This is a genomic window from Paenibacillus amylolyticus, from assembly GCF_051136285.1.
Lineage (GTDB): Bacteria > Bacillota > Bacilli > Paenibacillales > Paenibacillaceae > Paenibacillus > Paenibacillus amylolyticus_F.
The window spans coordinates 6,016,799-6,036,927 of sequence record NZ_CP194938.1 but is presented as its reverse complement, the minus strand read 5'-3'; the positions used below and the strand labels follow the sequence as shown (position 1 = coordinate 6,036,927).

General features: G+C 48.8%; 22 protein-coding genes and 1 pseudogene. 2 read left to right on the top strand and 21 right to left on the bottom strand.

Going from position 1 to position 20,129, the window contains the following annotated elements; all coding sequences use genetic code 11:
- The first annotated feature begins 233 nt into the window (after nucleotides 1-233).
- Nucleotides 234-941 carry a helix-turn-helix domain-containing protein gene (locus tag ACR8BL_RS26385; protein WP_216517284.1) on the top strand — a complete coding sequence of 236 codons (708 nt, stop codon included), beginning with the start codon at nucleotides 234-236 and terminating at the stop codon, nucleotides 939-941.
- Nucleotides 942-1,073: 132 nt separating this feature from the next.
- Here the strand turns inward: ACR8BL_RS26385 and ACR8BL_RS26380 are convergent, their stop codons facing one another.
- The 6 genes and pseudogenes from ACR8BL_RS26380 to ACR8BL_RS26355 all read right to left on the bottom strand — a co-directional run bounded on the left by ACR8BL_RS26380 (nucleotide 1,074) and on the right by ACR8BL_RS26355 (nucleotide 6,531).
- Nucleotides 1,074-3,995 carry an insulinase family protein gene (locus tag ACR8BL_RS26380; protein ID WP_434750281.1) on the bottom strand — a complete coding sequence of 974 codons (2,922 nt, stop codon included), beginning with the start codon at nucleotides 3,993-3,995 and terminating at the stop codon, nucleotides 1,074-1,076.
- Between the two features lie 430 nt (nucleotides 3,996-4,425).
- A complete protein-coding gene (locus ACR8BL_RS26375; RefSeq protein WP_434750280.1) occupies nucleotides 4,426-4,986 on the bottom strand; it encodes an SMI1/KNR4 family protein in 561 nt (186 codons plus the stop codon).
- A gap of 14 nt (nucleotides 4,987-5,000) precedes the next feature.
- Nucleotides 5,001-5,123: pseudogene (locus ACR8BL_RS26370) on the bottom strand (HNH endonuclease signature motif containing protein); the annotation flags it as partial.
- A gap of 17 nt (nucleotides 5,124-5,140) precedes the next feature.
- Nucleotides 5,141-5,401 (bottom strand): hypothetical protein, encoded by a 261-nt coding sequence (locus tag ACR8BL_RS26365; protein WP_434750279.1) that lies wholly within the window; start codon nucleotides 5,399-5,401, stop codon nucleotides 5,141-5,143.
- A gap of 128 nt (nucleotides 5,402-5,529) precedes the next feature.
- Nucleotides 5,530-5,850 (bottom strand): hypothetical protein, encoded by a 321-nt coding sequence (locus ACR8BL_RS26360; protein WP_434750278.1) that lies wholly within the window; start codon nucleotides 5,848-5,850, stop codon nucleotides 5,530-5,532.
- A gap of 327 nt (nucleotides 5,851-6,177) precedes the next feature.
- Nucleotides 6,178-6,531, bottom strand: a complete 354-nt coding sequence (locus ACR8BL_RS26355) for a tail fiber protein (RefSeq protein ID WP_434750277.1) — start codon at nucleotides 6,529-6,531, stop codon at nucleotides 6,178-6,180.
- A gap of 596 nt (nucleotides 6,532-7,127) precedes the next feature.
- Here ACR8BL_RS26355 and ACR8BL_RS26350 point away from each other — a divergent pair.
- Complete coding sequence (locus tag ACR8BL_RS26350; protein WP_434750276.1) at nucleotides 7,128-7,487, top strand: hypothetical protein; 360 nt, start codon at nucleotides 7,128-7,130, stop codon at nucleotides 7,485-7,487.
- 47 nt (nucleotides 7,488-7,534) lie between these two features.
- On the opposite strand, the gene ACR8BL_RS26345 is transcribed toward ACR8BL_RS26350, so the two are convergent.
- The 15 genes from ACR8BL_RS26345 to ACR8BL_RS26275 form a co-directional block, all read right to left on the bottom strand.
- A complete protein-coding gene (locus ACR8BL_RS26345) occupies nucleotides 7,535-7,738 on the bottom strand; it encodes a DUF2614 family zinc ribbon-containing protein (RefSeq protein ID WP_434750275.1) in 204 nt (67 codons plus the stop codon).
- An 86-nt stretch (nucleotides 7,739-7,824) separates the two neighbouring features.
- Nucleotides 7,825-8,067 (bottom strand): hypothetical protein, encoded by a 243-nt coding sequence (locus ACR8BL_RS26340; RefSeq protein ID WP_434750274.1) that lies wholly within the window; start codon nucleotides 8,065-8,067, stop codon nucleotides 7,825-7,827.
- A 1-nt stretch (nucleotide 8,068) separates the two neighbouring features.
- Nucleotides 8,069-8,755 (bottom strand): N-acetylmuramoyl-L-alanine amidase, encoded by a 687-nt coding sequence (locus ACR8BL_RS26335; protein WP_434750273.1) that lies wholly within the window; start codon nucleotides 8,753-8,755, stop codon nucleotides 8,069-8,071.
- A gap of 1 nt (nucleotide 8,756) precedes the next feature.
- Nucleotides 8,757-8,978 (bottom strand): hypothetical protein, encoded by a 222-nt coding sequence (locus ACR8BL_RS26330; RefSeq protein WP_434750272.1) that lies wholly within the window; start codon nucleotides 8,976-8,978, stop codon nucleotides 8,757-8,759.
- A gap of 67 nt (nucleotides 8,979-9,045) precedes the next feature.
- Complete coding sequence (locus ACR8BL_RS26325; RefSeq protein WP_434750271.1) at nucleotides 9,046-9,243, bottom strand: hypothetical protein; 198 nt, start codon at nucleotides 9,241-9,243, stop codon at nucleotides 9,046-9,048.
- Between the two features lie 75 nt (nucleotides 9,244-9,318).
- Nucleotides 9,319-9,855, bottom strand: coding sequence for a stalk domain-containing protein (locus tag ACR8BL_RS26320; RefSeq protein WP_434750270.1), 537 nt, complete (start codon nucleotides 9,853-9,855; stop codon nucleotides 9,319-9,321).
- Nucleotides 9,856-9,905: 50 nt separating this feature from the next.
- Entirely contained in the window at nucleotides 9,906-12,089 is a 2,184-nt protein-coding gene (locus ACR8BL_RS26315; protein ID WP_434750269.1) for a phage tail protein, read from the bottom strand.
- 20 nt (nucleotides 12,090-12,109) lie between these two features.
- Nucleotides 12,110-12,631, bottom strand: coding sequence for a phage distal tail protein (locus ACR8BL_RS26310; protein WP_434750268.1), 522 nt, complete (start codon nucleotides 12,629-12,631; stop codon nucleotides 12,110-12,112).
- The gene (locus ACR8BL_RS26305; RefSeq protein ID WP_434750267.1) at nucleotides 12,624-12,845 is read right to left on the bottom strand and encodes a hypothetical protein; all 222 of its coding nucleotides are present in this window, start codon (nucleotides 12,843-12,845) and stop codon (nucleotides 12,624-12,626) included. The genes ACR8BL_RS26310 and ACR8BL_RS26305 overlap by 8 nt, the downstream gene beginning before the upstream one ends.
- Complete coding sequence (locus ACR8BL_RS26300; RefSeq protein WP_434750266.1) at nucleotides 12,845-13,132, bottom strand: hypothetical protein; 288 nt, start codon at nucleotides 13,130-13,132, stop codon at nucleotides 12,845-12,847. Before ACR8BL_RS26300 ends, ACR8BL_RS26305 begins: the two co-directional genes overlap by 1 nt.
- On the bottom strand, nucleotides 13,129-14,397 hold the full coding sequence (locus ACR8BL_RS26295; RefSeq protein ID WP_434750265.1) for a tail fiber protein: 1,269 nt from the start codon (nucleotides 14,395-14,397) through the stop codon (nucleotides 13,129-13,131). Before ACR8BL_RS26295 ends, ACR8BL_RS26300 begins: the two co-directional genes overlap by 4 nt.
- 22 nt (nucleotides 14,398-14,419) lie before the next feature.
- Complete coding sequence (locus ACR8BL_RS26290) at nucleotides 14,420-14,818, bottom strand: phage tail fiber protein (protein WP_434750264.1); 399 nt, start codon at nucleotides 14,816-14,818, stop codon at nucleotides 14,420-14,422.
- Nucleotides 14,819-14,829: 11 nt separating this feature from the next.
- Nucleotides 14,830-15,372 carry a phage tail domain-containing protein gene (locus tag ACR8BL_RS26285; protein WP_434750263.1) on the bottom strand — a complete coding sequence of 181 codons (543 nt, stop codon included), beginning with the start codon at nucleotides 15,370-15,372 and terminating at the stop codon, nucleotides 14,830-14,832.
- Entirely contained in the window at nucleotides 15,369-19,925 is a 4,557-nt protein-coding gene (locus tag ACR8BL_RS26280; protein WP_434750262.1) for a phage tail tape measure protein, read from the bottom strand. Before ACR8BL_RS26280 ends, ACR8BL_RS26285 begins: the two co-directional genes overlap by 4 nt.
- The gene (locus tag ACR8BL_RS26275) at nucleotides 19,922-20,128 is read right to left on the bottom strand and encodes a hypothetical protein (protein ID WP_434750261.1); all 207 of its coding nucleotides are present in this window, start codon (nucleotides 20,126-20,128) and stop codon (nucleotides 19,922-19,924) included. The genes ACR8BL_RS26280 and ACR8BL_RS26275 overlap by 4 nt, the downstream gene beginning before the upstream one ends.
- Nucleotide 20,129: the final 1 nt, after the last annotated feature.

Below are 20,129 nucleotides of genomic sequence, written 5' to 3'. Positions count from 1 at the left end.
GCATTATCGGTTCATTACTTCTCCCCCTATTGTTCCATGCCGCTGGAGTTGCATCAAATGCAAGAGGTTATACTCAGAAGAAACAAAATTCTTTACATGTTTCCTCAGAATAGTCTTTTTGAAGAAAAAATGATATATTTCTGATAGGTCTTGGCTTTTAAGAAAGACTTTCATCTCATTCAACTATTCTCACGAAACACTCTTGTTACTTCAACCGGATAAGGAGCACCCCAATGAACAACATCAACCAGGAAGTGGGCAAAAAAATAAAAAACTTCCGCAAATGGCGCGGGCTCACCGTACAACAGCTGGCAGACCAGATTTTCAAGAGTAAAGGTACTCTTTCCAAATATGAAAGCGGTGATATTACACTGGATCTCGTCACACTGCACCAGATTGCAGATGCGCTGAACATCCAGGTGGAGCAGCTGCTTTACAAAGAACCGAGGCATGCGTCTCCGCTGATGAATACGGTTCAGTCCAGCTTTTTCAAAAACTCAACCCGCTTCTATTCGTACTTCTACGACGGTCGGAACAATAGTCTTATTCGCTGCGTTATTGATATGATGGCTCAATCGGATGCTAACCGCTATCGCACGGTGATGTATATGAATGTGAAGGATTTTGAGAATTATCAGGAATGTGAAAATATGTACTGGGGTCACACTGAGCATTACGATACGCTGACTACATTGATTCTGAAAAATCAGGCCACGCCGCTGGAAAATCTGTATATTAATATTTTGGCGTCGTTCCAGGAATCGGAGAAAAAATGGGGACTGATGGCTGGAGTCTCATTCAGACCCTTCATGCCCATTGCGCTAAAAATGCTCTTCTCCCGCACACCGCTACCCGAAACGCCAGAGCTCTACAATGAGCTGAAAATATCCAAAGAAGATCTGCGTACGCTCAAAATTTACAACATGCTTGCGGTAACGTGATCGGTGATCCTTGCATAAAAAAGACCCTTACGGGAGCTGTACAACCCAGCCCCACGCAAGTGTCTCTTCAATTGGTTTATTAGAATCATTTATTAACGTTTATTGAGCAAGTTTCACACTACGTACCGCTTTTTAATGTTTGATCAAATCCAGCGTTTCATCGAACTGCTGCTTCTGCTCCTCGACCTTATGCTCGTTTCCAATGACGCAGCGTTGCTTCTGCTCCAGAATCGCAGAGATCAATCCGGCAAAGCCGATAATATCGCTCTCCTTCGTGCCAAGCACCTCATCCCGTTCCTTTTGCAGATCAGCCTCCGTCACATGGGACAAGTAACATTCCAGCGAGAATGATCCTTCACTGTACGGGGTTCTTGGCGTATCCAGATCCTGAATCGCACCGATGATATACCGTGTCATCTCCCGTTCATCTGCACGGAAATCGGTCAGATATTGCGGAATCTCCTCATATACTTTGTAGGTTTTATCCAGATTCGGATCACGGTAAGAGGCCAGATAACTGTCTCCATTTCGTCTGAACCCGGACATACAGCCGTAAGCACCACCTTTGGCACGGATATTATTCCACAGGTAATCCAGTGACAAGATGCCTTGTAATACACGTAATGAACCTGTATAGGCGTAACCTTTGTCGATATAGTTCCCGGTTTGAACCACATACTGAACCTCTGAAGAAGAGCGGAAACCTTCGTTATGTGTCGCAGGCGTAAACGTGAAGGCTTCCTTCGCAACTTCATGTGTAAACAGCTTGGCTTTCAGGTCGGACACCTGTTCTTCCAGACCTTCGTATCCTTTGTCGTCCGCAGTGTAACTGACAAGCAGGTTCTCCGGTCTGAATATATAACCCATCAGCTCTTGCAGGCTGGAGGACAGCTGTTCTTTTTTCGCATCAAAGTTTGCCTGTACATCCTCAAGCCACTGATAGTACGCAATTCCGCTAACGGATTCTCTGAAATCGGCAACGGCCGAATGTTTCGAGGACGATCTGGCAACCCCTGCAGAATGACCACTGTTGATCAGATTGCGCTGCAAGTTACCTTTGACCTGAGAAATAATCTCGAAAAGCCGCTTGGAGTTGTCAAAACGGGACGTAAATACAATCTCCTTCATCATATCAAAAGCAAATTCGAGTTTGTCATAAAGCACTTTCGCTGTAAACTCAAACGTTGCTTTGAAATCTTGATGCTGGTGTGCATTCACATAAGAACCAACCCCGCTATTGATTCCGCCGGAATGGATATGAATTTCATTCGATAACTCGTTAAACGAGTAGTTTTGGGTGTCTACGTATCCGAGTACATTTTTCAACAATCCCACATAAGGCAACAGACGGCGCGGCACTTCCTTGATATCAAATAACAGTCTCAGATAACCAATGCCATTGGTATACAAATTATGATGCAGTATCGTTGTACCATCCAAGTTGTTCAAGGTCTGGTGGAGCTTCGATGCCTTCGTATCAATATCCTCAATGGACAACGTTGGAATCACCTGCTGCTGTTCCTTGGTGGAAGGTGTGTTCTGGTACTCGGCAAGCGCTTCAGTACGCTTAATCATGTCTTGCACTTCTTCCGGACTAAGTCCGGCCTGTATCGACTTCAGACGTGACTTCAGCGCTTCTTCCTTACGTGCGTTCAAACCTTTGTCCGGGGTCAACGCAACAAATGACGTATGTGTATTTTGTAAAAGGTACTTCTCGATGAGCTGTTCGAAATAGCCCTGCTTCATTTTGGTGCGAAGTTCTGCAAATACATCATTCGCCTCCAGATGTGTAAAAGGTGCCTCTTTATCATACAACCAGCTTTGCAGCGAGGAGAATCCGTAGATCAACCCTTTCGGCATACGGCCGAAGTCCGCTTCCCGATGATTGAACTCGTACGAGTTAATGCCGGCAAGCAATGCTTTCGGATCAAAACCTTCTTTGACAACACGCTCCAGCACTTCTTGGATCGTTCCAAGGAAGTCATCCTTGCTGGACAGGTTGCTCTTCTTAAGTCCCACAGTGAACACGGGTTGATACAAGCTATCATCGTAGGAACCGTAAACGTCCTTAGCAATACCTTTATCCAGCAAGGCTTGCTTCAGCACAGCTCCCGGCGCATTGAGCAATGCATATAACAGAATCTGAAAAGCAATGTTTAATTCCTTGTCCAGACTTGTGCCAATCACCGCATTATAGGTCAAAAAGCTGTTGTCCAGTTCAGATTCCGTGCTTCCCGCAGAGTACGACTTTACCGTATCTACCCGTGCAGGGAATGCCGGTTGCAGCTTGATTTCCGAGTCGATCTCGATACGATCATAGTTGTTCAGGTAGTTTTCATCCAGCCATTGCAGCTTCTCTTCCATTTCCATATCCCCGTATAGATAGATGTAACTGTTGGACGGATGGTAGTACCGTTTGTGGAAATCGAGCAGCCCTTCATAGGTCAGATCCAGAATGGCCTCCGGGAATCCGCCAGACTCACAGGAGTACGTTGTGTCCGGGAAAAGAGAGTTCAGAACCTCTCGTCTCACCATCCGCTCCGGCGAAGAAAAAGCCCCTTTCATCTCGTTATATACAACGCCGTTGTATGTCAATTCGTCCTCTGCAGAAGTCAGATTGTAATTCCAGCCCTCTTGCAGAAATATTTTTTCATTCTCATAAATGTTTGTATTTAATACCGCATCCAGATACACATCCATCAAGTTATGAAAATCATGCTCGTTGCGACTGGCAATCGGATAGATTGTCTTGTCGGGATACGTCATTGCGTTGAGAAATGTATTCAGTGAACCCTTGAGCAGCTCCACAAAGGAATCCTTGGCCGGGAACTTTTTCGATCCGCAGAGCACAGAGTGTTCCAGGATATGAGCTACCCCTGTATCATCTTCGGGAGGTGTACGGAAACCGATGCTGAACACCTTGTTATCATCGCTATTGGACAGCAGTACGATGTGAGCACCCGATTTCTGATGTTCCAGCAGGTACGCATCGGATTTCAGTTCTTCGATTCTGCGCTCTTGTAACACCTTATATGGCTTAAGCTGTTTCAACATAAACTTGAGTCCTCCGTCCATTCAATTGTTGTGTTGGTTTGTATAGTTCCCTTGTGGAACTTAATCCCTCAACAAGGGAAAGGTAATATATGCCTATCGATAGTATACACCATTGTGACCTCTCTTCATAAAAGGAAGGTCGAATCCACTTTCTGATATGTATTATGTGGGGGTTGTGTTTATGAACTGCACTTGAGATGTACAAAATTCTAATAAAATCTGTTGATAGTTGTATCGGGGATAGACGACTTTGAGGGTGTAATGAGCCGATCCAGTACACGTCTCATGCTTACCACGACGGCCACAACGGAAACTAAAAAAACTAACGCCGGTGGAGTACCGACGCCAGTTTGCAGCCTAGGGTCTTTTTATAATGTCTATTAAATGGAGTCTTGACCATTATGCCAACAGTGTTTTTAAATTTGAATAACTATATTCCAGAATAATCCTGAGCCGTAAGTTCCCGATCATCAACCGTTCTATAAAAGCAGGATGGAGACCATTCCCAAAACGGTTGGCCGTTAGCCATAATAAGATAAATCAACCAGCTTGTAAAATTCATGCCCAAAAAGTCAAACTCGTGACTTGATCCACCCTTAAATAAATACAAATCTTCACGACTAGTATCAATGTAAATGGTGTTGCCCAAATATGCTCCAATTGGAAAAAGTTCTGGTGAAATGTCAGGCGAATATAAGGTAGCGTCCGCATCAACCTCAGCAAGCGAATATATATGTTTAGAGTCACCATGACCAAGGTCAAATAACTTTGCCCCATTGTGTAATCTCAAAAATGATACATAATCTTCTGGTAACTTTATTCCATACTTACTCTCTATTGCTTCAATATCTCTACTATCAGCACCTACATTAAACGTGAAAGTCGCGGTTTGTATTGAACCATCATCAAGTTGTATCTTCATATCTTCAATGTTGTATAAGCGAGATAATAATGTTTTCAACGGTTCATTCACGGACTCAGAATTATTCATACCAACATTCTCCTTTACTTATATCCAGCAAAAAAGCTAGTGTAGAGTTTGTGTATATTCTTTGGCATTGGTATCAGGTTTGCGGGATCATTAGTACCACCAAATTCTCTAGGTTTGATATGATGCACATCTTTCCCTGTCCAATCAAAATTACTTAATCTATAAGTCTTCTCATACCAATCTCTAAATGTATTAAGTTGTGAAGTTCTCCGCGCTCATCTCCAAGAAGAACGGATATATCAAAATTCTCTTTATTGGAATCAAGAAAATTTAAAAACTCCGTCATATCCCAAAGATCTGCTGATGAGAAAGTAATATCCTCTTGATCAGCCTCAGCAATCTGTTTTTTAAACGCTTCTTTCGCCGAAACTAACTTAACCTCAAAGTAATTAAATCTAACATAGTTTCTCGCCATCAAAATGCCTCCTTTTATTATCCTACAATATTCAACAAAAGGAAGAATTTTCCTGAAAATTCACATCTTTTTACCCAAGACAAAAGCACTACTCATCACCAAACAGGAACATATGTTCTATTATAATCTCATTTATTGAATTTGTAAATAGAATTATTATCAAAAATACTATGCCATAACACATTATTTTCATCAGCGAACGCCAATTGACCATAAACGTTATTGGTAATTAAAATCAACCTAGAATTTACATTAACTGGACCATTAGAAATCAAACTTGTTCCAACGGCGAACCTAATCCCTGTATCGTGAATTATAACCAGACCAACACTGTTTGCTGCAACCAAATAAGGTATGTCACTATTTGAAAGCACAACGTTGTTGTACATGTTTTTCACAAGTCCGCCCAAACCGTAATTTCTAAGTAAGTAGTTATCTAAAGTAGGCATTACGTCACCCCTTTACCACTGATGTTATAGAATGTATTTGTGGCTTTAGAAAATAAATTTATAAGTTTCACCCGCTTAAACAAGAAAAGGAATTGCGCTCTTGTCGTATGGTTTTACTTTGTAATTCGAAATCACTCCTATTACGGCAAAACTCACATTAATGTTTTTTTGTCAACATTACCACTATTTCAAATGTTCTTTGCCTTGATGATTGTTGTTGTGCCATTTGGTACTGCATAAACCGTAGTGCCAGTTGTTGAAGCTACACCTTTGGCTAACCTTTTGGATACTACCGCTATCTATATCGCCCTCGATAAATACAATTTACTAAATTTTGTATATATGCGTATTAGCGCTAGTCTGCGCAGTGTTCGCTTTAGTTGTGGCATCTAACGCCGCGGCCGATATTGCCGCCGCTCGCGCATCATTAACCGCTTTTGGTGTGGCTGCTTTGGTATCGCTACTTGATTCAATAGCATTGGAGAGTTGCACAATCCCCTTTTCTGTAAGTGATGCATCTGGAACATCAGTTTCTCTAACCAATTGGCGAAGCTCTTCCACATCTTCACGAGTTGCAACACCCTCATCAATCTTCTCAAAGATCGCATTAATACCAACTCTGCTTACGCCTTCATTCCCCAATGGTAAGGGAAGCTTCAATCGATTCGTTTCAATAGGCATGATTAATTCCTCCATTTAGTTGTTATTAGGTCTATACGATATGGTTCCGAAGAAGTTAAATCGTCTGAAAGAAAGCATAAAAATAGCGCACCACTTGGATACGCCTATTACAAGATATTCACGTTTTGCTCCATATCACCCTCAGCCAGTGTAGCCCCTCAGACTTTTCGAGAAAGAGGGAGCCTCTGAGGAAATAAAAAAAATGCTTAATTCCCGTAAATTCATTTTTACATTAAAAGACATAAAAAAAGATCACATCTAACTTGTTTAACAAGTCAAATGTGATCTTTTTTTAAGATGCCGAGGACCGGGATCGAACCGGTACGGTAGTCACCTACCGCAGGATTTTAAGCTGTTTTCGCTTGTATATCCGCATTCCTACGCTATTTTATCGTTAAATATGCGTCCAAACACACGAGGACCCACCGTTCATTTAATCGTTGTGTTACCGTTTTTGACCTCCCGCTTCTGTGCGTTTGGCTTATCGTTATTATACTGTAAATTATGGTCGCTGGCAAGCGTAGATGCTACGTTGCGTTTGCGTTTATTCCGCGCTATACTAAGAACAAACGTTCTTAAACGGAGGCCTCCCGCAAATGATCGATATCACCTCGGAAGACCGCGCGCTAATCAAATCGCATATTATACTGCCGCGTATCTTGACCGCATTCGAACGTGACATCGCGCTAATCAACGCAACGCTAAAGACGCCGGGACCGTACGTCGACGTCATAGCGGAGTCCCAACGCAAACTCACCGCAGACATATACGAAATCCGCAAGCAGTTCCGGACACGCGACATTAAAGTCTACGAAGAGGTAACGGAGCGGGACGGCGTGGTTGCGCGCTACAAATGTCGCGGATATGAAGCGGAATTCCGCATGTTAAACTCATTCCTTGCCGCTGAAGCTAACGTGATTATGCGGCAGTATCTTGGCGCTCCTCCGCTTGCATAACGAAGAAAAAGCGCCCACCTCCGGAGAGATGAGCGCTGGGTATTGCGTTATGAAGTTACGAGCCGCCCGTCTGCCGTGCGTGTGACGCGCGTTTTACATTTCGGGCATTTAAGGCTACCATCCATCAAGCGGAACTCTTTACCGCAGTGTGGGCAGCTTATCTTTTCTGCGCGGAAATATTTAATATTCGTCCATATTGCGATAACTGGCGCAAGTACGACGATACCAACGATAAACATTACTAGGAACATCGTTATCCCTCCGTATTATGTATGCGCGGCGTCCCACGCTGTTATATTTTAGTATACGTCATAAGTCGCAGTTACGCCGCAATTATTTACGCCTCGTCGCTCCGCTTCTTCAACGGTTTAGCCCCGATGTCATACAGCTTACACGCAGCGAGTCCCGTCATGATCCCCGTCATAATCCCATCAGCCACCGAATCTACCGGAATGTAGAAGAGACCCGCGCCTAATCCGAGCACCATCGATAACAGCGGAATCCACTTCGCCGCCACGTACAACTTCGCAAACTCACCGATCGCAATAATCACCACAACCACTACGCCAATTTCGTACATATTATACGCCCTCCTTTGTAATAGTCACCGTTTTAGTCTTCGCGTCCCACGTTACCTTCGCGCCTAAAGCTTCCGCCACTGCCCGCGCCGGTGTATACGTAGTCCCTCCGTCAAGCACGCCATCCGTTACTTTCTTACCGTTAACAACTACGCTTACGATTACGTCTTTCTTCACGTTCGCGTCCGCCACCTTTTCGTTTAGTTTCGCCTGTACCGCCGCTTTAAACAGGCCCCAACCGGTCCACGCTCCACCATCGTACATTAAGCGCGGACATATCTTACCGGACCAATCGTAATGACGGCGCAGTCGATCAACGCCCCATCCGCGCTCTTTTAACATTGACGCGACCAAGCCGGCCGCATTGTCGAGCGTCTTTGCGTAGTTACCAGATTCGCAGATTTCGATACCGATTGACGTACGGTTGCCGGAAGATGCGCCGCTGCCGTCACCGGAATGCCACGCGTTCTCATTCAGTGGGATACACTCGACAACCTCGCGCTCATCTACAACGATATGGAACGAAGCCTGGCGCGCATTCGACGGATTCGTCAGCCAGGCGCGTTCGTTAGCTGCGGAGCTCTTTTCGTTCCCCGTATTGTGTATCGTAATTGTTGTCGCGTTCATAGCGTTGGCTGGCCGCCGATTAAACGCGGTGCCTTTCGGAATATAATCTTTGCGATAGTTCACGTTATCGCTCTCCTTTCATTACGGACTTAATCTCCGTCACATCAATCGCAAGCCCATCGTATTGAGACGCAAGCTTCTCGAATCGCGCGGTCAAGTCCTCCGCCAAGCGCATAAGGCGTTCCTCTCTCCGCAGCGCGTCCGAATACATTTGATCCTCGCGGTCTTTGGCCGCCGCCAACATCCGTTCTTCACGCGCGCGCCCATCGTCCTGTATCCGCGCCATCTGACGCCAGAGTAAGAAGCCGGCCACGACGAATAGGACCGCGAACAGGCCCTCTTTAATCGCGCTATTAAATATCGCTTGCTCCATCGTCGGTCTCCTCGCTTTCTAACGCAGCCAGCGCCGATCCGATCTCGATATCAAGTGCGCGGAGTATGTCCGCCTGGCCGTCCGGATGATACGCAAGGACTGTGGATATGACTGCGGTTAGTTCCGGCACAGGTTGCGCCAGGTCTACGGTACATTCGAGTAGTGTGCGTGATTTCATTTGCGCGTTTCCTCCGTTTCTGTACAACGCAAAAAGACCGCCCATATTCGGACGGCCTTGCGTTAGTTTATTCGTTTATTTCAGCGCGGCGAGTGCGGAGTTTATATCCGCTATCTCTTTTTCGTATTCCGCGATTCTTGCGTTATATTCGTCCAGTTGTTTCCGCTTAGTTTCGGCGAACTCTTTGTTTCCTGAGTCCGTAGCTTTTTTTATTTCGGCCTCTATCTCTGACTTACCGGCAAGATTAGGCTTAAGCAGGTTGTCAGTATAAAAGCTAAGCTGTTGAGTTAAGAACTCTTTAGTCTTGCCTTCGTAATCATTAGCGATGGGCTCGCCCGCAACCGGAGCCTCAGTCGTTGTAACTGTAATAGTTTTCCCTTCCACTTTTATATCCGCTCCTAACGCCTCAGATATTCCGCGAACAGGTACGTTAGCCTTCCCGTCAATAACCGCTCCTTTATCCGCAAGCTTCTGCCCATTAACAATAACAGTGTATTCTCCGGACACTTTTTTACCGATGATCGACTTAACGCTGTCCGCAAAAGCGCCGGCAGATGTCGAAAGAACGAATCCGATCAATATACCGCCGGCAATGTATGCTGCTTTTTTCATGATTAACCCCTCCGCGAGTTGGTATTTGGTTCGTTTTTCCTATAATACCACTACGCGGCTGAGGTTGTGAAGGTTCCACCGTTTGGCGGCCAGTTCTGGTTGGCATTGTTACCGTGGTTGTGTGTTCCGATGTTTACGGTGTGTGTATGACCTGATGGAGATTTACCGTTCACGGCCACCCAAAGCGAGTCTAGTTGAGACTGTAGTCCTTGTACCTGGGAGATCGTAAGGTTAAGCCCCGTCACTGTACTCCTAAATTCCGCAGGCCCTTCGATAATAGGTGCGCCCGCTAAGCGAATCGGATTTCCGGTATTGTTCGATCCGATCGTTATGTTACGGCTGAATATCGTCATAACACCGCTGGCCTGATACGTATTGATCTCGCCGACCGATGATCCGTTCGTATCCCGGAAGATAAGCGCGGCTGCCGTTGAGTCATCGGTCGTAGCGATTTGTATCCGGATTCTGCCCGACGCGTCATACGACCGGAATCCCTGTACGTCCAACTCAACGCGCCGTCCGCTTGCTGCCGTTCGGATGAGCGAGCCTGTTATTGTACCGCCGACCGTCGTACTGCCTTCCGCGTACATATTACCCGCCGTGTCAACCGTAAACTTTCCGCTACCGACATTAATTGACGATCCGACGATCGCGCCATTCGTAAAATTGGACGAAAATATATTCGCACTGTTCGCGGTCAGCCTGTTCGCCGTTACGTTACCTTGAAAGTCCACACGGAAAGGCGCGGAGTTAAAGTTCGCGTGACCGGCCGACATCCCCGCCGTTTGATTTAGCAGAATGATGTTATTACCGCTTCCTACGCTTAACGACGAGAAGTTACCGATCTGTCCTATAATCCGCTCGCCCACGATTCCGTCCGCTGTAATTGCCGCACGTATCGTATTCCACCCGTCTGTAGATACGCCAAGTCCTGCGGAGGTTAAGCGCACCTGGCGAAGTGGATTAGTCTTATCCCGCGCAAGGATTCCGCCTTCCGGTGGGTACACGATTTCCGTCTTCGAATTGTTAATATCCGCGATCGCCTGTTTCGCAAACGCCTCGAACACGTCCGTCCGGATCGTCCCGTTGCTTATCAGGTTGCTGACGATATTCTTCGATTTCTCCAAGTCCGCAATAATGTCGGTCATGTCCCGCAGCATCACGTTCGTAATCGTAACCTGCGAATGCTTATCGTGCGTGTACGGATACTCGATCAGCTCCGTTATCCGCGCGGTTATGCCGTCCATGCCAAGCGCTGGATCAACGCATTTAACCGTATCGCCGAGGCCGGGCGCAGGCTCCGCGCTGTCTAACTTGTGAATGTCCGCAGCCGATACCGTAATTTCCAGCGCAGGCACCTCTTGCTCGCGGAGAGCCTTGCGCTGTGCTTCGAGTAGCTCCGTATATGACGTGATGTTTTGTTCGATGATTTCTCCGTCATAGAACTGGTTAACGTCGGTCGCCCAATACGCGGCGTACGGCGATATCAAGTAATTGACCGTGAGATTGCCGCCGACGATTGCGCCCGGTACCGACTCCAATAGCGCACGCTCATCCGCAGTCAACAACGACGCAGGCTGTCCGATTAATGTCCGCCCGTCTTTCATCTGCGCAAACATCCGTGTGACTAGCGTATTAGCATCGTCATTAAACGTGGACGCTACGATATTCTTACGGATACGATATTGCAGACCGAGATCCTGTCCGATCTTTTTCCGCAAATGTATAACGTAGTTGTCCGGCTCTATCTCCGCGCCATACATGGATACGACGGAGTTCAGCGCTTCAAGTGCGGTGCCACGGCCGAAGTCCTTAACGTCGAATAGCGGAAACGTATCGTCGATCGAGAACGTGTATTTGCCTCCGGTTGCCGCGCTAATCGCCGTTGTGAGCTGCGAAATGTGTACGCCGAATGCCTCGGAGAGATACGACGCGTACGGGTATTTATAATCCGCGAGTTTAAATAGAACATGTGAGCAATTGATACGCGCGGTTAACTTGCGGCCGTCACGTACACGGCTCCGGTTGTTGATAACGTAATATTGGCCGCGCTCATCTCGAACGTGGCCTTTGAGTACGATTTTATCGAGGTAATCAGCGGAAGTCATCGGTACCGTAAACGATAACGAGTAATCCGAGTTGACGCGCCGTGTCCGCTGAATGTCGTCCGCGTCTACGAGGATGCCGATCCGCTTCCGGTTCTTATCAAACGATTCGAGGTATTTTCGCGTCAAACTTACGCCTCCTTTCCGCGTTAATAGAGATACTTGTCACGATGCGTTATGCGTGTTCGGACGTTGCGTGCCGCCTCTCCGTCACTGTACGTCAGCTTATTCGCGCTATATACGAGATCGAAGAAATCGCCGGTCATTAGGTGCAGCGCGCTCTCTCCGTTAATTGTTATCGTCTGCCGCTTCGTATCAATAACGATAACGTCGCCCGGCTTGAAATCGCCCGTTATTCCGATTTCGTTAATATGCGCGTAGGTTACGTTAACAACGAAGTCTGTCGCCGTAGTAATGGACGCGCCAAAAAGACGCTCGCGGACTAATTGCGCAAGCATCTCTGTAGCGGTCGTAATATGCGCGTTCATCGCCATTTCGCGGATGAACGCGGAAGTTAAGTCCGTCGCGCTTTCGAACGTGACTGTGACGGGAAACTCTACGTTAATGCGCGAGTTCAATTCCGTCGCCGATTCGATAGTTACGGTGAATAGCGCGTCGATCGAAAACGAACGGTTGAATGGCGCACGGTTAAAGGGGGCGCGATTAAACATCGGAACCCCCGCCCACCGTCTCCGCGTATTCATCCTCCGTGATCCAACCGTTGGCGAGCGCGCGGTCGATGTCCGCTTTAGTATACGTGGTCGATGCGTACTCTTTTACCGGCGCGACATAGGCGGTCATGATCTCCGGAAATGTCTTCGTGCCGTGGCGATAGATTGCGGTGGAGTAGGCGATTTTTAGCGAGTTAATGATTGCGGCTGACATTACGCAGCACCTCCGTTAGCTATCGTTTCCCATAAGTCGATCACGGCGAGATTAAGCGCGGCTGTTTCCGCTTCCGCAGTCGTAAGCTTACGTTTCAAACCGTCTACTTCGTCCGATATGTCAGGTGTCGGCTCATCATAATCCCCGTCAATTTCGAACGCGGAAAAATCAGACACCCAGCGGAATGCGAACACTTCCATGTCTCCGTTGTAACCGATAATACTATCCGCTGTTTTAACGATTCGTTCGGCTTCAAACGTTTCACCAAAAACTTCTAGTTTCCTCATGATCTGATCAGCCCCCCAACGCTTGTGATCTCGGCTGTGGTTCCTGTTGGTTGTGTGCCGGCCTTAATGATAGTTGATGCACCAGTTGCGTACAGCACAGTAGTGTTACCCGATCCGGTGTTGGAAAGAGAAAATATCGTGGAGGATGTCGCCGCTTGAATAGCTACATTCTTATTGGATATAGTGCAATTTGACATTTGCACACTTGAATTAGCTGTTGTTACTCCTACACTTGTAGATACCTCAGTCAATGTTACTGAGGACATGTTTAATAAATCTACCAACAAAACTGAAATAGCTGGATCTCCTCCCGAAAGCACTGACAAATATGATAAATATACAATGGGCAAATTGATGCTATTTAACGCAACTAGTCCAGTGATAATAGCACCGCCACTACTTGGTCCGGTGATTCTAAACCAGCCGGTACCCATTTTGTTTTTGGCCACTACATTTTCGGTGTAATTCCCGGCAGCTAGATTTATGGTAATGCCATTGTTCATAATGTCAGGAATCAGCGATACTGCTTTGTTGATTGTCTTAAAAGCCTGTGATGCCGATAACCCATCATTATTGTCATCACCTGTAGATGCATTGACATAGTAGGTGATAACAGTGGTTGTTAGATCAATACCTGATGATGCCGCCAACCAATTCGATCCGTCATAATACTCCAACTTTCCAGACCTTACACGCATTCCGTGGGCTTCACTAGATGCAGCGTTAATATTAGCGTGGCTATTGAGAGCTGTTTGGGCGGCTGTCTGTGCCGCATTTGCCTTGGTAGTGGCATCTGATGCCGCTGCCGATATAGCCGCCACACGCGCATCATTAACCGCCTTCTCCGTCGCCGCTACCGTACTCCGCGTTCCGTCCGCCGAATCCGAAAGCTGCACGATACCCTTCTGCGCAGTCGTCCCGTCCGGTATGACAATATTACTTACGCGTGTATCCAAGTCCGCAATATTAGCGCGCCCCGCCTCGTAATCGTAAGCCGTGTGATTCCGCGCCGCCAGAGAGCCAGCCGCCCACCCTTTCGCAGTCCCTTCGAATCCTCGCGTACATCCGGTGAGCGTGTTGCCGGTCTTTCCTGTATACAAGATCGTCTCCGCAGTCTCATCGCCACCCACCGTTACCAAGTTCGGAGCAGCAGGCAGTTTAGACGCATCAAGAACGTCAATACTCGTATCCGTTGCGTTAATATCCGAGGCGAGTTCCGTTGACGGTGAATTGACCGCCGCCGCATACATAGGCAATTGCGCCATCTAATCTACTCCCTTCTCCACCTTAATTCGTAAATTTAACGGATGTGCCGCCCGCCAGAAACTTCGGCTTATCCCCCGCTTGGATTGTGCGCGGGTTGTCTACCGCTTTTGACCAAAGTAGATCTCCGCCTGTTAACGCGCTACGTAAGCCGACGTGTGTGATGAGGCCCCAGTCCGCAGTCGCAACGGGAAACTCGATATCGGCCGCGCTCTTAACCGTTTGCTGTCCGGACTCTAGTGCAGGCGCCGCGAACGTAATCGGAATACGTGCGTAAGAGCCGCCGGTTACTTCCGAGCCGGTGTCGGCCGGAGTTGGATCAGACTTGTATAGCGCGAGGTAAATCGTAGTGGGCGCGGTATACGGGATGTTGCGCAATACGTGATTAAAAACGGATTCCGACAACTTATTCGAAATATTCAAAGTAACGCCTCCTAAATGGTATATTCGTTCGTGATGCGGAAGCCGCGAATCGTAACCGTGCCTGTATTCGTCAGCGTAATAACCGGCTGTGCATTAACGTCGGCCGCCGAGTTGACCGCTATCGTTTCGGGCGATTGCGTGATCTCAACTTCCGTCACCTTTTCCGCCCCGGTCGGCCACGGATCATTCATTTTGAGCGCAACGTTAATTTCGCGGCTGCCCGTAGATCCAAGCGCAAGCGTTCCGTTATATACAGCGCGGTAATACTTGCCCGGCATATCGCTAAACTCAATCGTCAGCTCGCCGCGTTTAGCGTTGAAAATACGTGCGAGTTGCGCTAATGTCGTATGAAACTGCACGCCAGGTGACGTAATAAACAGCGTCAGATCAATCGTTCGCGCTCCGTACGTACTGCCGAAATCAAGTACGCCGTCCGTGTCTGCAAGCTTAACGGTGTATTCGTCAGACTCCGGTAAAACAGGAAGACGCCGATCGAGGAGATCAGCGCCGATAGACGATAGCCATACGTTATTCACTTTTACATCCGGTTTCATCGTTTCTTCACCCCTTGCGTCTGCAGACGTTGAGCTACGCGGGCACGCTCGTCATACAACGTTTCAGTGTCCGCGCGATCCGTAAGAGTGACGCCGTTAACGGACATATCGATCTGGTTGACGACTTGCGTAGGTTGCGCGGATGTCTCCGAAGGGCCTGTCGCAATCATGCGAAAGAGGTTTCCGATTTGCGCGTCATTCAGAATCATTTCGCCAGCGTGCGCGATTACCGGAACTGCGGAGCCTGCCGCGCCTTGAACGATGCCGCCGACTTTAAACTGCTGTAGCTTGCCGGTGTCTTTGTCGATACCGTAGAGCTTGCGCAGCTCCTCGTTACGGGACGTTAGGCGCGCCATATCAGCTGGATCACCCTTCGCTTTAGCCGCCGCCCATGCGTCTTTATTTGCGTTATACTCCGTGAGGTCTGCGTTAGAGCTGCTGCCCGCGCTTGGAACTCCGGTACTGAGCGTCGACATCTTCGCGTTGTACTGCGATACAAACGAGTCCAATGACGCGAGAATGGTCGCGTTAGCTTCCGCGTTGGCATTCGTACGGAACTCGGATATCGCCGATTCGATAAATTTGACGTCGTCGGCGTGGTTTTCGAACGCATCTTTGAGCGCGTCATACTGGCGCTGTGTCTCCGTTTTCTCCGTCTCAAAGCCGGTCAACCGCGTATCCTTCTCGTCCTGCAGCGCTTGTTTCTGCGCTTCGAGATCACGTTTACGGAGTTCGCGGGCGTGTTCGAGATCCATCCGTTCGACCTCTTTGATAAGGTCTTCGCGCTCTTGGATGCCGTCTGGACCAACCGCTGACGCCAGTTTAGCAATGCGCGCAATCTTCTCCGCACGCTGCGTCTCATAGTCCGCGTCTGAATTAAACTCCGCCTCAGCCGCAATCAAGCGGTTAAGCGCCTCTATCTTCGCGTCCTGAGCGCTAACATACGTTTTCTTCCGTTCCTCAATCGCAGCGAGGTCGGCTTTGAGCGCAGCGTCTACGTTGGACTTCTCTTTTTTCATGAGATTGTCCGCCAGCTTCTGCGTTTCCGTGACGAGCTTCTTGCGGAGGTTATATATCTGATCCTCCGCCTTTTCGTAATACTCCGAATCCTTTTCGTGGCGGTCACGTACTTGCGTCCATGCTGTGATTTTCATTTGCGCTATTTCGAGTTCAGAGGCGCCCGCTTCTTCCATACGTCGTTCCTCTTTCGTGATCCGCTTTTCGGAGTCCTTATACGCGTCGGCTACCGCCTTTTCATCCGCTTTCGCTAAGTCCTTCCGCGCTTGGTAGACTTGTTCGTCCGCCTTCTTGTACTCTTCGGAATCCTTCTTGTAGCGATCCCTTACGCGAGTCCAAGCGGCTAATTTTGACGTAGCCATTTCAACTTCGGATTTGTTGGCGTCTTCCATGCGGCGCTGGTCCTTATCGATCCAAGTTGCGGAGAAATCGTAGCGAGCCTTAACGCTATCCTCCTGCAACCGTTTAAGCTGCAAGTTTAATGTGCGCGCATCCTCGACCGTTTCCTTAAGGTGTTGCGCGTGAGCCTTACGCAACTTTTCGTACGCTTTGATTTGCTGATCCGCAGACCAATCGTACATGTCTGCTTGATAACGGATGGTTGCGAGGTCAGCGTTGTACGCTTTATCGCGGAGTTCCTTCGCAATCTCTGCGGGCGACTTCTCTTTCTTGGCTTTCGCAGACTTCGTCTTCTTCTCTTTTTCCTCGCGTAGAGCAATTCCGGAGCCACCCTTCGCAGGAGCAAACGCTTTGCCTGACGTTAGCGAGTCCTTAGCGCGCGCAATATCTAGTACCGCCTGTTGTGCCTTAGTCTGGTTTTCGTAAAGTCCGTCAAGGACCGTACTCTCGTTATTAGCCAGGCGCTCAAACGCAGGATTCACGTTGACGCCGCCGATTGCTGTTACGTTCTGTTTAATCGGGCCGGTCTTTGCGCCAGCGACCGCGCTCATCGCTTTCGCCAAGCTTTCGTAGTTACTGATCTGTGCGGTAATAGACGCGAGGTTAGCCTCCGCCATCGCCTTCATATTTGAAACATAAGCGTTGACCGCCTGCGCAGATTGATCGATAAACGACCGTTCAGCCGCGATATGGTCGCCGATAATGTCAACGTTCTTAATCCGGATACGACCAGATTCGTCCATCTCGCGGTTCAAGTCCGGATACTTCTTTCGTAGCTGATCGACGGTGCTCGCGAGTTCCTGCTTTTGCGCATCGTCCAATTTCTGCGCGGACGAAAGCTGATTGTACCGATCCAATAACGCTTCGGACGCTTCAACTTGGCGATACTTGGCCGCGATATCTTGGATTTCAGCTTCCTTCATTTTCAGGAGAGCCGGCGTAGAGTCTTCGATCGTACGGTTAAGACGACCCAGCATAGCAGTTGCGTCCTCTACTCCGTCGTAGCCCATCGACCGTAACTTATCGTCCATTTCCGCGAGTTGATCGTTAATTTCCAGCATCTCGGTTAATAGCGCGGGAGTTCCGAGTCCGTCCGATTGGAGCGCTTCGATTTCGTTTAAACGCGCTTGTAACTTTGCGCGCTCCTCCAATTCCGTGTTAAGAGCGGTGGTTTGCTCCTGCAGCGCCTTAACCTCCGCAACTGAGCGGTCAAGCGGGGACTGCGAAAGTGTTTCGTTAAGTGAGCGTTGCGCTTCGTCATGCTTCTTAACTGCGTCGGCTGCTTCGCTGTTACTGGATACGAGTGCGGTTACTCCCGCCGCAACTAACCCGAGTACAACGGAGAGCGACAACAAAACCGGATTGGTGACGGTAAGCAGTTTTAGCGCAAGAGACAACGCGCCTATAGCCGCCGCCAAACCGAGCGCCCCCGTAGTTGCCGCAGCAAACGCGATAATAGCATTTTGCAATACCGGGTCCATACTGTTAAATCCGAGCAGAAGCGCGGAAATCCCCTCCGCAACCGAACGGATAACCGGAGCAAACTTATCGCCTACCGTAATGCCTACCGCTTCGAGCGCCGATTGTAACTCTTGGATCGCGCCATTTAACGTGTCCATTTGCGTATCTGCGATCTGCGCTGCTGTTCCTCCCGCGTTATTAAGCGACTCAGTAAACGCATTGAGTTCGCCTTCGCCCGCTTTAATCAGCGTTAAGAAACCGGATGCTGCTTCTTGGCCTGCGACAATGGATGCCGCCTGTGCGCGTTGGGCTTCCGTTAATTTACCGAATCCGGTTTCGAATTGTCCGATGATGTTCGCGAAAGGTAGGAAGTTACCGGCCGCATCCGTAACGTTTACGCCGAGTTGCTTCATGACGAACGCTACTTCTTTCGTTGGGCTTGCTAGACGTAGCATGATTGCGCGGAGCTGCGTACCCGCCATTTCGCCCTGAATACCTGCGTCAGACAATTTCGCAACGGCTGCGGATGTCTCTTCAACGCTTACCCCGAGATTAGCCGCGATTGGGGCTACGTATTTCATCGCGTAACCAAGCTGTTCAATATTCGTATTCGAGTTCGTCATCGTCTTCGCCATCACGTCCACTACGCCGCTAGTCTGCTCCGCCTTAAGTTGAAATCCCGTAAGGATATTCGATGCGATATCCGCAGTACGCGCTAGTTCCATCTGACCGGCTGCCGCGAGATTGAGTACGCCGGGCATTGCCGCCATGATTTCGTTTGTCTTAAATCCCGCTTGCGCCAAGAATGCCTGGGCGTCTGCCGCTTGGCTCGACGTAAATACCGTAGTCGCACCGAGCTCTATCGCTTGCTGACGTAACCTTGCGAACTCTTCCGCTGTCGCACCGCTAATCGCTTTAACCTTCGCCATCGACTGCTCGAATGTTGCCGCGGTCTGAACAGACTTCGTAATGATCATGGCCATCGCGCCGCCGAGAGCAGCATACGCAAGTCCGAGCTGTTGTAGCTCTCCTTTTACGCCACCAGCCGCTTTCCCATTACGCTCCAACTCCGCCGTCACTTTCGCAATATCTCGATCACTCGCGCCCATCCGTTTAAGCTCCGCCGTCACCGTTTCCAGCTCGCGGCGGAGTACGTCAGGATTCGCACGTTTAAGCGCCTGTTCAATAGTCGCCGCTCCGGACGAACTCATGCCCATAGCGCGCAGGTTATCGCCCATCTCCTTGAAATTCGCAGATGATAGCGCGGCAACTTTACCGGAGCTTGCGATTACGTCTTCCATCGCCCATATCTTCTTCGCGGTAGAATCCGACGCTTGCGTTAGCTTTAATAGCGCGCCTTCCGTACTCACGATCTGCGCTTCGAGCTTGCTTTTCCGCGAGCTGTCGAAAGTAGTCGCGTAAGACGCCTTTAACTCCGCTAGTTTCTTCCGCTGCGTCTCAATCCGCGCGTTTACGTTGTCGAGTACCGGAGTCAGTTGCGCGATTTTATTACGGGCGTCACTGATCCGTTCGACTTCGGTCGCGGCTTGGCGGCCTGCTGCGCCTAGTTCCGCTGTCTTAACCTTGGCGGCCGCAATGCCCGCGCTATATCTCGATACGTCTAGTTCTAACTTCGCGCGGATACCTCCGACGTCTACCGTACTAATCGTAATCACCCTCTCGTTAACTGTCTCCGCATGGCCTCGAATCCCGATTCGTCAAACTCCGCCTTGGTCGCCGTGCTGAATCCGGCCTGATCTCGTAAGCCGCCGATGAGCTTTTTCATGTCGTCGCCGGTCGAGTGCTGAACGGACAATGTCGTGAGCCAATCCTGCGCGTCAACCTTCCGCTTAGCTTCAAGCGCGGTAAAAATGTCCATG

What these genes read in the sequence shown, in the direction of transcription:
- ACR8BL_RS26320 (WP_434750270.1), bottom strand. Translation starts at nt 9,855, where the DNA reads ATGAAAAAAGCAGCATACATTGCCGGCGGTATATTGATCGGATTCGTT.
- ACR8BL_RS26310 (WP_434750268.1), bottom strand. Translation starts at nt 12,631, where the DNA reads ATGTTTAATCGCGCCCCCTTTAACCGTGCGCCATTCAACCGTTCGTTT.
- ACR8BL_RS26385 (WP_216517284.1), top strand. Translation starts at nt 234, where the DNA reads ATGAACAACATCAACCAGGAAGTGGGCAAAAAAATAAAAAACTTCCGC.
- ACR8BL_RS26360 (WP_434750278.1), bottom strand. Translation starts at nt 5,850, where the DNA reads ATGCCTACTTTAGATAACTACTTACTTAGAAATTACGGTTTGGGCGGA.
- ACR8BL_RS26305 (WP_434750267.1), bottom strand. Translation starts at nt 12,845, where the DNA reads ATGTCAGCCGCAATCATTAACTCGCTAAAAATCGCCTACTCCACCGCA.
- ACR8BL_RS26365 (WP_434750279.1), bottom strand. Translation starts at nt 5,401, where the DNA reads ATGGCGAGAAACTATGTTAGATTTAATTACTTTGAGGTTAAGTTAGTT.
- ACR8BL_RS26345 (WP_434750275.1), bottom strand. Translation starts at nt 7,738, where the DNA reads ATGTTCCTAGTAATGTTTATCGTTGGTATCGTCGTACTTGCGCCAGTT.
- ACR8BL_RS26285 (WP_434750263.1), bottom strand. Translation starts at nt 15,372, where the DNA reads ATGAAACCGGATGTAAAAGTGAATAACGTATGGCTATCGTCTATCGGC.
- ACR8BL_RS26340 (WP_434750274.1), bottom strand. Translation starts at nt 8,067, where the DNA reads ATGTACGAAATTGGCGTAGTGGTTGTGGTGATTATTGCGATCGGTGAG.
- ACR8BL_RS26380 (WP_434750281.1), bottom strand. Translation starts at nt 3,995, where the DNA reads ATGTTGAAACAGCTTAAGCCATATAAGGTGTTACAAGAGCGCAGAATC.
- ACR8BL_RS26375 (WP_434750280.1), bottom strand. Translation starts at nt 4,986, where the DNA reads ATGAATAATTCTGAGTCCGTGAATGAACCGTTGAAAACATTATTATCT.
- ACR8BL_RS26330 (WP_434750272.1), bottom strand. Translation starts at nt 8,978, where the DNA reads ATGGCGCGGATACAGGACGATGGGCGCGCGCGTGAAGAACGGATGTTG.
- ACR8BL_RS26355 (WP_434750277.1), bottom strand. Translation starts at nt 6,531, where the DNA reads ATGCCTATTGAAACGAATCGATTGAAGCTTCCCTTACCATTGGGGAAT.
- ACR8BL_RS26350 (WP_434750276.1), top strand. Translation starts at nt 7,128, where the DNA reads ATGATCGATATCACCTCGGAAGACCGCGCGCTAATCAAATCGCATATT.
- ACR8BL_RS26295 (WP_434750265.1), bottom strand. Translation starts at nt 14,397, where the DNA reads ATGGCGCAATTGCCTATGTATGCGGCGGCGGTCAATTCACCGTCAACG.
- ACR8BL_RS26325 (WP_434750271.1), bottom strand. Translation starts at nt 9,243, where the DNA reads ATGAAATCACGCACACTACTCGAATGTACCGTAGACCTGGCGCAACCT.
- ACR8BL_RS26275 (WP_434750261.1), bottom strand. Translation starts at nt 20,128, where the DNA reads ATGGACATTTTTACCGCGCTTGAAGCTAAGCGGAAGGTTGACGCGCAG.
- ACR8BL_RS26300 (WP_434750266.1), bottom strand. Translation starts at nt 13,132, where the DNA reads ATGAGGAAACTAGAAGTTTTTGGTGAAACGTTTGAAGCCGAACGAATC.